7 protein-coding genes are annotated in these 9,807 nt (G+C 37.2%); 1 reads left to right on the top strand and 6 read right to left on the bottom strand.

Annotated elements, in window-relative coordinates; genetic code table 11:
* The 6 genes from AC1VS3_RS06005 to AC1VS3_RS05980 all read right to left on the bottom strand — a co-directional run.
* A partial coding sequence (locus AC1VS3_RS06005; RefSeq protein WP_227160605.1) for a leucine-rich repeat protein occupies positions 1 to 2,692 on the bottom strand: 2,692 nt, incomplete at its 3' end.
* 177 nt (positions 2,693 to 2,869) lie between these two features.
* Positions 2,870 to 3,544, bottom strand: a complete 675-nt coding sequence (locus AC1VS3_RS06000) for a DUF2238 domain-containing protein (RefSeq protein ID WP_008687883.1) — start codon at positions 3,542 to 3,544, stop codon at positions 2,870 to 2,872.
* The gene (locus AC1VS3_RS05995) at positions 3,525 to 5,015 is read right to left on the bottom strand and encodes a nicotinate phosphoribosyltransferase (protein ID WP_008687882.1); all 1,491 of its coding nucleotides are present in this window, start codon (positions 5,013 to 5,015) and stop codon (positions 3,525 to 3,527) included. The genes AC1VS3_RS06000 and AC1VS3_RS05995 overlap by 20 nt, the downstream gene beginning before the upstream one ends.
* 5 nt (positions 5,016 to 5,020) lie before the next feature.
* Positions 5,021 to 5,644 carry a cysteine hydrolase family protein gene (locus tag AC1VS3_RS05990; RefSeq protein WP_008687881.1) on the bottom strand — a complete coding sequence of 208 codons (624 nt, stop codon included), beginning with the start codon at positions 5,642 to 5,644 and terminating at the stop codon, positions 5,021 to 5,023.
* Positions 5,645 to 5,860: 216 nt separating this feature from the next.
* Positions 5,861 to 7,972, bottom strand: a complete 2,112-nt coding sequence (gene feoB, locus AC1VS3_RS05985) for a ferrous iron transport protein B (RefSeq protein ID WP_008687879.1) — start codon at positions 7,970 to 7,972, stop codon at positions 5,861 to 5,863.
* A complete protein-coding gene (locus AC1VS3_RS05980; RefSeq protein ID WP_008687876.1) occupies positions 7,972 to 8,196 on the bottom strand; it encodes a FeoA family protein in 225 nt (74 codons plus the stop codon). The genes feoB and AC1VS3_RS05980 overlap by 1 nt, the downstream gene beginning before the upstream one ends.
* Before the next feature lie 182 nt (positions 8,197 to 8,378).
* Between AC1VS3_RS05980 and gdhA the strand changes: the two genes are divergently transcribed.
* A complete protein-coding gene (gene gdhA, locus AC1VS3_RS05975) occupies positions 8,379 to 9,710 on the top strand; it encodes an NADP-specific glutamate dehydrogenase (protein WP_008687874.1) in 1,332 nt (443 codons plus the stop codon).
* Positions 9,711 to 9,807 lie beyond the last annotated feature (97 nt).

Genomic DNA, 9,807 nt, shown 5'->3' with positions numbered 1-9,807 from the left:
TCTTATTTCCGGTACTGCCTTTCTTAATGGATGTTACCTTGTATTTATATTTACTATCACTGTACCATCCCTTAAACGTATAGCCTTTTCGTGTTGGACTTTTTAAGGTAATCGTATTGCTAGTTGCCGTATAAGAGGAAGGATTCTTACCATTTTTCCCACCATTCAGCTGATAGCTAAGCTTATAGGTGTTTTTGCTCCATTTCGCATACAGTGTCTTATTTCCGGTACTGCCTTTCTTAATGGATGTTACCTTGTATTTATATTTACTGTCACTGTACCATCCTTTAAACGTATAGCCTTTTCGTGTAGGACTTTTTAAGGTAATCGTATTGCTGGTTACCGTATAAGAGGATGGATTCTTACCATTTTTCCCACCATTCAGTTGATAGCTAAGTTTATAGGTGTTTTTGCTCCATTTTGCATACAGTGTTTTATTTCCGGTACTGCCTTTCTTGATAGACGTTACTCTGTATTTATACTTACTATCACTGTACCATCCCTTAAACGTATAGCCTTTTCGTGTGGGATTTTTTAAGGTTATGGTATTGCTAGTATTATTATAAGTAGAAGGATTTCCCTGTTGTGTACCGCCATTTAGATAGTATGTGATTTTATAAGTATTGGGCTGTACGGTGATATTCACAGTAAGTTTCTTCCCATTTGGGCAAAGTGCATATACTTTTGTACTGCCTCCTTTAACACCAGTAACTACGCCATTACGGATGTTTGCAATTGAGCTATCACCACTGGACCATTGAATTACACTTTGTTCTACTTCATATCTTACTAAACTCCATCCATTGTTTTGACCGTATACACTTAAGGTAGTTGAAGCATTTGGTTTTATTGTTTTACTCGTGCTGCTGATAGAATAGTTCTGAGAATTGTATTTTGCCTGTATCTGATAAGTTTTTAAAGCGTCAGATGCGTATGTCGTTTTGTTGGTACCTTTACTTCTTGAGAAAACTTGCACCCAATAATGTACTCCATCATGATAAAAGCATCCAATACCGATGGACTGAAAACTTCCATTTATGATATTAGAATGATGCCCAAGTGAATGATTCCAATCATTCATTACACTGTTTGCATTAGATTGAGCCGCTGCTATATTTTCACCATCGATCAATGATGAAACACTATAACAGCTTAAACCGGAAGGACGCGTATGACTATAATATACGGCAAGCTCAGCTGCTCTTTGCTGGGCTGCTTCAAACAATGTTTCATCCATAATCAAATCAGCTCTGCCATTTGCCCGACGTTCCTTATTAACTAGATCAAGCACTTTTTTCGCTTCCGTGTACATGGAAGTTCCTTTAATTTTTAAATTTTCTATTTGAATATAACTACCATCGCTCATCTTAGATAAAGTAGATGGTACCACTTTCGCTAAATCCACACCGGCTGCTTCAAAGGCTCCTGCTTCAATATATTCCAATGAACTTGGGAATTTTAAAGAAGTTAATTTTTTACAACCATAGAAGGCATACACATTAATTTGTTTAAGACTATTAGGGAATACAATATTGCTTAAACTATCACAACGATAGAAAGCTCTTGCAAAAATGGTCGTTATTTTCCCATCAAACACTACACTGTTTAATTTTTTGCATTCTGAAAATGAAAGATAAGGTAAAGTATCCAAAGAAGCATGAATCGTTGCTGTAGTCAGATTTTGGCAATCTTCCGCAACACCATAACCTAACTCTTTCAAAGAGGATGGTAACGTCAAAGAAGTAATGCCTGAGCGTACAAATACCCAATCCTTCATTGTTTTAACTGATGAAGGGATGTATATAGCTTGTAATTCTTCAACATCACTAAAGGCATAAGATGCTATTGTTGTCACACTGGATGGTATCGTAAAAGAAGCTGATGTTTTATTTGCTGGATAAGCAACTAATTCTGTCTTATCTTTGTTATACAACACTCCATCTTTACTACTATACACTGGATTTCCTGCAGCTACATTAAATGTTGATACACTTCGCATAAATGCTAGTTCTTTACAGGTTTTCAATGATGCAGGCAATGTAACAGTGCTTAATGCTGTATCCTGAAAAGCGAAAGACTCGATTGTTGTCAGTCCTTCTGGAAAGGTAAAAGAAGTAAGATCGCTACATAACACAAAAGCTCCTTCACCAATGCTTTTTAAAGATTCTCCACCGCTTACTTTTTGTAATCGGCGACATCTGTAAAAGGCGGAATCTTTAATGCTCGTAAGCCCTGCTGGCAGACTTACGCTTTCTAATGCATATAGATAGCGAAATGCTTGCTGTCCAATACTGGTAATCCCTTTATTTATAATGACCTTCTTAATATCATAATCATAATCGCCCCATGGTGCCGTACTCTTATCATAATCAGGAATTTCACCAGTTCCACTGATTGTCAGAGTATCCCCCTGTAATACTGCATGAATATTTGCTGTCAGTGTATAAGTCTTACTGTCTGTAGAAGCACTGACACTTTTTAACGCTTTGACCTTGCTGGCTGGTCTTGCTAGTTGATAACCTTTCGATGCCTCTTTGTTTATTGGATTCGTCTGCGAAGTCTTTTGCAATTCTTGTTCAGCAAACGAGATATTTCCATTTTCCTTCGCTTTCATTTGGAAAAACGGTTGTTCTCCCATTGCCATTCCTAACATACATGCTAGCAATACTACAATTATCTTTTTTAATTTCATAACTATTCTCTCATTTCCCTACATTCATAGTAACGCGAAACATATACAGACGCAAGTGTTTCATAGCAATAATCCTATGAATTTCATGAATATAACCAAAAAAACAAGAAAATAACCAAAAATATTTGCAACATCCAAGCCGTAGATGCATATCGCTTAATGAAGAAAAAAAAGGCTTTACGCCTTCATTCTTGGTTTGATATTACGTTCATAGAATTTCTCATACACATTCGTAAAGAAATTACTTTTCCCACTCTTATAATACCTAACAATCAATAAGGTTAATAAGATACCGCCAACGGTAGCGCACATAACATCGGTAATCGTATCATGTACACCTTGTGTATAATGATTGATGCAATCGTTGTCAAAGAAGATCAACATCGCATATTCATAAAACTCCCATATTTCTCCAATCGCGATATTCACAGCATTAATAAACACTAAAAATAAAGTGAAATCTTTTTTTTCAGGAAAGGTATTACTTTTCCGAATGAAGAAAAACAGAATAACGGCTACTGTTGTAAACATCCAACCACTGGAAAAATGCAGAACCTTATCAAATCCTGTCAAAGAATACCAATGGAAACTGCTGCCGATCAATGACGCAAAATAGGTGAAAACAGTCGATATGATATAGATCTCATATACCGGTTGAAAATGCAACACCTTAAATAGGACAGGAACGATCAACGGTGTCAGCATTGCTACAAACCCCATGCCTAGCGCATTATAATCTTTGACCATAAAATTATGATAAAGGGCAAGAAACAACGTGATGATATAAACAGCAGCACAACCATAAAGCAGACGTTTCAAAAAACGTTCGCGTTTATTTATTGGCATTGACATGCTTAACATCCTCCAACATTTTAAGTTTTAGATCTAAGAGCTTTTTCGACAGATCCACATAGTATGTCTGTGGATATTCAAAGCGCAGAATTTCATCCCACATATGTGAGAATTCTGCTTCGCTGTAATCACGTATTGCGGATAATTCCGGCACATCATATACAAGCTCACCATTTATGAAAATTGGCTCTAATAAATCTTTTATGATATAGGTTCCAGCTGGAATCGTTTTATTTTTCCAACTGTTCATCTGATGATAAATAGTCAAATCCTGATTAGGATCAAGCACTTCTCCATGAACCGTCATGATATCACCAATAGCTTTCATCGTCTCTTTATCATATATCCGGTATAAATCCTTAAATGCCGGATTCGTTACTTTTTCGACATTTTCACTGACTTTGATTTTAGGAATCATTTTCTCATCTTCATAAACCGCACTCATTTTATAAACACCGCCGAACACTGGCGTGGATTTACTGCACACAAGATTTTCGCCAACACCCATACTATTGATTTGGGCCCCTTGCGAAATCAAGGATTGTATCAAATACTCATCCAATGAATTGGACACAACGATGTTGCAGTCTTCCATTCCCGCCGCATCCAAAGCTTTACGAATCTTCTTAGACAAATATGCCATATCTCCAGAATCAATGCGCACACCCTGCATACGATAGCCATTAGGTTCCAAATATTCCTTAGCGACGCGAATCGCATTCGGCAGACCGCTTTTTAAAGTATCATAGGTATCTAGCAAAACGGTACAGCTATCCGGATATGTTTTTGCATAAGCTAAGAATGCATCATATTCATTATCAAAAGATTGAACAAAAGAATGTGCCATTGTACCTAAGACAGGCATACCAAATTTTTGACCGGCATATGTTGTTGCCGTACCTGCTACACCACCGATATAAGCAGCTCTTGCTCCATAATTGGCTGCATCAAAATTATGGGCACGGCGTGCACCAAATTCCATGATTGCTCTTCCCTTTGCAGCTTTGACAATTCTTCGTGCTTTTGTCGCAATTAAGGTTTGATGATTCACACATAAAAGCATTGCTGTTTCCAACAGCTGTGCTTCAATAATTTTTGCTCTTACACGAATTAATGGTTCATAGGGGAAGACTGGTGTTCCTTCTTTGATGGCATAAATATCACCCGTAAAGATAAAATGACGCAAATAATCTAAAAAGGCATCTGAAAATTTATGTAAGGAACGCAAATAGGCAATATCTTCATCTTCAAAATGAAGATTTTGAATATAGCCGATGATTTCTTCTAAGCCGGCAAATACAGCATATCCACCGTTATCCGGATTCTTACGATAAAACAAATCAAAGGTTACGATACGCTCACGCGCTTCTGAATTAAAATAGCATTGGCTCATTGTCAATTCATAAAAATCCATGACCAAACTCAAGTTACGTTCATCTCGAAAATCAAACTTATAATCTAGACTTTTCATACAGCTTACCCTCTTTCTATCCTTGAAACCATTAAGATTCCATTACTCTCCATATTGCGGATACTATATTCATTATGCGTAACACACTCATGAACATTTTCGATATGAAAAGTATCAATACAATCAATAGGAATAATAATACGCATATCATCATAATTATGTTCATTTAACCAGGCATTCAAACACAGCGCAAATTGTAGGATACAAATATCGGTACAACAACCGGTGATGACAATATCCTGATAATTCTGAATACGTTTTTCCAAAAATGCTTGAAAGTCTGGACATGTAAAGGTATTTGTGCTGTTTTTATGCATTACTTCATCTACATGAGGTTGTAATTCCTCAATGATTTCACTTTCACTTGTACCAATGACACAATGGCTTGGATAAGCATTAAATTCTCTTGTCTTTGGCGGATGGGCATCTGCGATAAAGATACACCGACACGCTTTATCTTGAAGCAAATGTTGGATATTCGCAGTGATATCATGAATTGCTTCATCATGTAATGCGCCTTCTTTTACAAATCCATTAATCATATCCACAACAAAAATGATTGGTTTTTGAAGCTTGTCCATCTGCATTGCTTGATACGAATTCAAAAAAGTTTCACTAACTCTTGCCATAAGAAAGATTCTCCTTTAAAAAATTTATTCTTTATCATTATAGTCTTTTTTTTCAAAATAGGAAACAAAAATCAAGGAATTGCTATTTGTTTTACGGTTTTATACATCATAAGGAAGGACAATTACTGTGAATAACAATCATCCTTCATCAAATAAGAAAAAATCAGGAAATTCCTGATTTCTTATACTCCTGCACAGCTTTCCTTTGTATTAGTATTAAAATAAAGAAAAGATCTGAAAGATAAGTAAGGAAACTAGATATGGTATTAATAACATACTGCCAATCGATATGCTCATCAGTTTCCATCCATATTCATGAAACATCGCTTGCAAGGTCATAATACAAGGAATGCTTAATAAGACGTAAACCATAAAACAAAAAGCTCTAAGATTCGCATGTTCATCTGACCATAAGGATTGTATCATAGATACCTGGGCATCGTTATCCGGCTTCAGACGAATTTGTGGTCGGATGAAGGCAAAAATACTATCCGTTAATGCCGTTTGGGCATGTTTACCAATTGCCGCCATATCTTCCAGCGGCTGTAAGGATTGTTGTGTTTGTTCCTCTTTCAATGGATGGGAAAGCGTTTCAAAGTAGCCGACAATTGTTTCTTTCGCAATGATACCTCCAGGCAATGCTGCCACACATTCCCAACGATTGCCAAAGCCTAATGGCTCAAAAAGAGGCGCTACCTTCTGCGATATAGTTGCTAAATAACTAGTTGATACCTGTCCATTAGGGAAATAAGATAGACCCCATAAAATAACCATGGCCCATAAAACTATCCCAGTGGCTTTTTTGATATAACCTTTTACTTCCAAGACTACTTTGGCAAAGACCATGCGTAGTTTAGGAAGACGGTAAGGAGGCAGCTCTAAAATAAAGATAGCATCTTCTTTAAACGCCATAAATCGTGAATAGACAAAGGCTAAGATAAGGGCCAAAAAGACACCTAATGCATACATGGTAACAATCATCAATCCGGCTTTGTGGGGAAAGAATGCCGCAGCGAATAAAACATAAATAGGTAAACGCGCTCCACATGACATAAAAGGGATTAATAAAGCACACATTTTTTTCTGTTTTTCATTATCTAAGGTGCGGGTAGAATAGATTGCCGGTACATTACAACCAAAGCCTAACAATAAGGACACAAAGCTTTTCCCACTTAAATGAAAACTTCGCATAGCTCGATCTAATAGAAAAGCAATGCGTGACATATAACCGCTTTCCTCTAGGATCGATAAGACCATGTAGAGAAAAGCCATTAAAGGAAGAAAAACCAGTACTCCGCCAACACCGGCAAGAATACCATCCAGAAGCAGTTTTTGCACTGCTATTGGTAAAAAACTTATTCCAACTGCCAGATATTTGTATAAAATGTCATGAATCAGATAATCAATAAAAGTCGTCCATGGGGCACTGGCTTGAAAAACAAATAACAATACTATTGTAAAAATAGCCAAAAAGATTGGCATACCAAGATATGGATGCAAAATCATACGATCAATGCGCCGTGATATTGCATAGCGTTGATGTTCATCTTGTTTTACATACTTCATAAAGGAATGAATGATCTCATAGCGGTGTTGCTGCATCGTTTTATCATCCAACCTTTGTGCAAACGCTTGTAATTCTATCTCTTGTATCCCCCAGTTTTTTAATTGCCGCCATGTTGCAGCATCCTTATGGATAAAACGCATACAAAGTCGATGCAATTCATCTTCTTCATAAACGCTATCTTTAGGAACTGCCTTTTCGATACGCTCAAACAACTGTATGTATGCCTGTAATTCTTGTTTTTCTAACAATGGATAATAACAGACCTTTTGTTTCGTCATTTGGATGATTGCCTTTTTTACTTCTCCATAATGTTTTTTATCTAAAGCACTGTAAGGCAATATTGGTATTTGAAGGCGTCGCTGTAATGCATTCATATCGATGTGAATATGTTGTTTTTCTACTTCATCCATAAAATTAAACAATAAAAGCATGGGCAGCTGCAATTCACGCAATGACAAAGTGAGTAATAAATTTCTAGACAGGTTGGTTGCATCAAGCACATTTACGATGATATCTACGTGTGCTTCTTTTAGGAACTGTGTGGTTATACGTTCTTCATTCCCTATTGTTTCTAAACTGTAACAGCCGGGAAGATCAATAAAATGATATTGAGCATCTCCCCATGTGACGATGGCTTCTTTCTTTTCAACGGTAACACCTGGCCAATTCCCCACTTGGAAATGCGCATTACTTAACGCATTGATCCAGGCACTTTTCCCAACGTTTGGATTGCCTACAAAGGCCACTTGATACTGTTTCATCAAATCACCTCCACCTGAATGTTTTGAGCATCTTTTTTTCTTAGAATCAATTGATTGCCTTGTGCAAAATATAATATAGGATCCTTCATGGGCGCTTTTTGCAGCATCGTAAGGACGCCTCCTTCATAGATGCCTAAATAGAATAAACGTTTTTTATCTGTCTTTGACATTTCAATATGCTGAATTATAGCACGCTGCCCTTCCCGCATTTCACTTGCTTTCATCTTATCACCGCTATCATCGTAAGCGATGCAGGTTTCAAAATGCGTCGGAATAACACGAAATTATATGGTTCTATTTTTCATAAGAAATGAATATATTTTCAAAAATATGAAAAAATTAAATTTTTTATTTTCATTTTTTCTTTTTGCGTATATAATATAGGCAGGCTAAAAGGAGGAATACTATGGCTAAATTAGATTACATTAAAGAAGCTGTCATCAAACGCAACCCAAATGATGTGGAATTCATTCAGGCTGTTGACGAAGTATTACTTTCTCTGGAAAAGGTTGCAGAGAAACATCCGGAATATATAGAAAAAGGTGTATTTGAGCGCATCGTTGAGCCAGAACGTCAAATCATCTTCCGTGTGCCTTGGGTAGACGATCAGGGAAAACTACAAGTGAATCGCGGTTATCGCATTGAGTTTAACTCCGCTATCGGACCATACAAAGGTGGTCTTCGTTTTCATCCAAGCGTAAATATATCAATCATCAAATTCTTAGGATTTGAACAAATTTTCAAAAATTCTTTGACTGGACTGCCTATCGGCGGAGGCAAAGGCGGAAGTGATTTTGATCCAAAAGGAAAAAGTGATGCTGAAGTTATGCGCTTTTGTCAAAGTTTCATGACTGAATTATGCAAATATATCGGTCCTAACACAGATGTTCCAGCTGGCGATATTGGTGTTGGAGCACGTGAAATTGGATATATGTTTGGACAATATAAACGCATCCGCAATGAGTTTTGCGGAGTCTTGACCGGTAAAGGTTTGAAATGGGGCGGTTCTTTAGTAAGAACAGAGGCTACCGGTTATGGCCTTTGCTATTTTACAGAAGCTATGCTGCAAGATAAAGGTAACTCCTTTAAAGGAAAAAAAGTTGTTATCAGCGGTAGTGGAAATGTAGCTATTTATGCAGCGGAAAAAGCAACGATGCTAGGTGCCAAGGTCATCGCTATGAGTGACTCCAGTGGCTACATCATTGATGAAAACGGCATCAATTTAGATGTTATGAAAGAAATCAAAGAAGTTCGCCGCGGACGCATTTCTGAATATGCAAAAAGCGTGAAAGGTTCTGTTTTCCATAAGGATGGTCGTATTTGGAATACCCCTTGCGACATCGCACTCCCATGTGCTACGCAAAATGAATTAAACAAAGAAGATGCTGAAACATTAATCAAAAATGGTGTTATCGCCGTATGCGAAGGTGCTAATATGCCAACAACGCCAGATGCGATTGATGTACTGATGCAAAATCACATCCTGTTTGCTCCAGGTAAAGCAAGCAATGCCGGTGGTGTTGCCACTTCTGCATTAGAAATGTCACAGAATTCTTTGCGCCTTTCTTGGACAGCAGAAGAAGTGGATGCTAGATTAAAAGATATTATGGAAAACATTTATAAGACAGTGAGTGAAACAGCAAAAGAATATGACGCTCCTGATAATTTTATGGTTGGCGCAAATATTGCTGGTTTCATTAAAGTTGCGGATTCTATGATTGAACAAGGTATCGTTTAATCACCTATTCTAAAAAATCCCCTACACTTGCCCTTCGCTAGTTGGCAGTGCGGGGATTTTTTTTGAGCTTATGTATAAGACTTTTTTCAAATGGATG

It is taken from the genome of Longicatena sp., from assembly GCF_982403165.1.
This window is presented reverse-complemented; position numbering and strand designations above follow the sequence as displayed.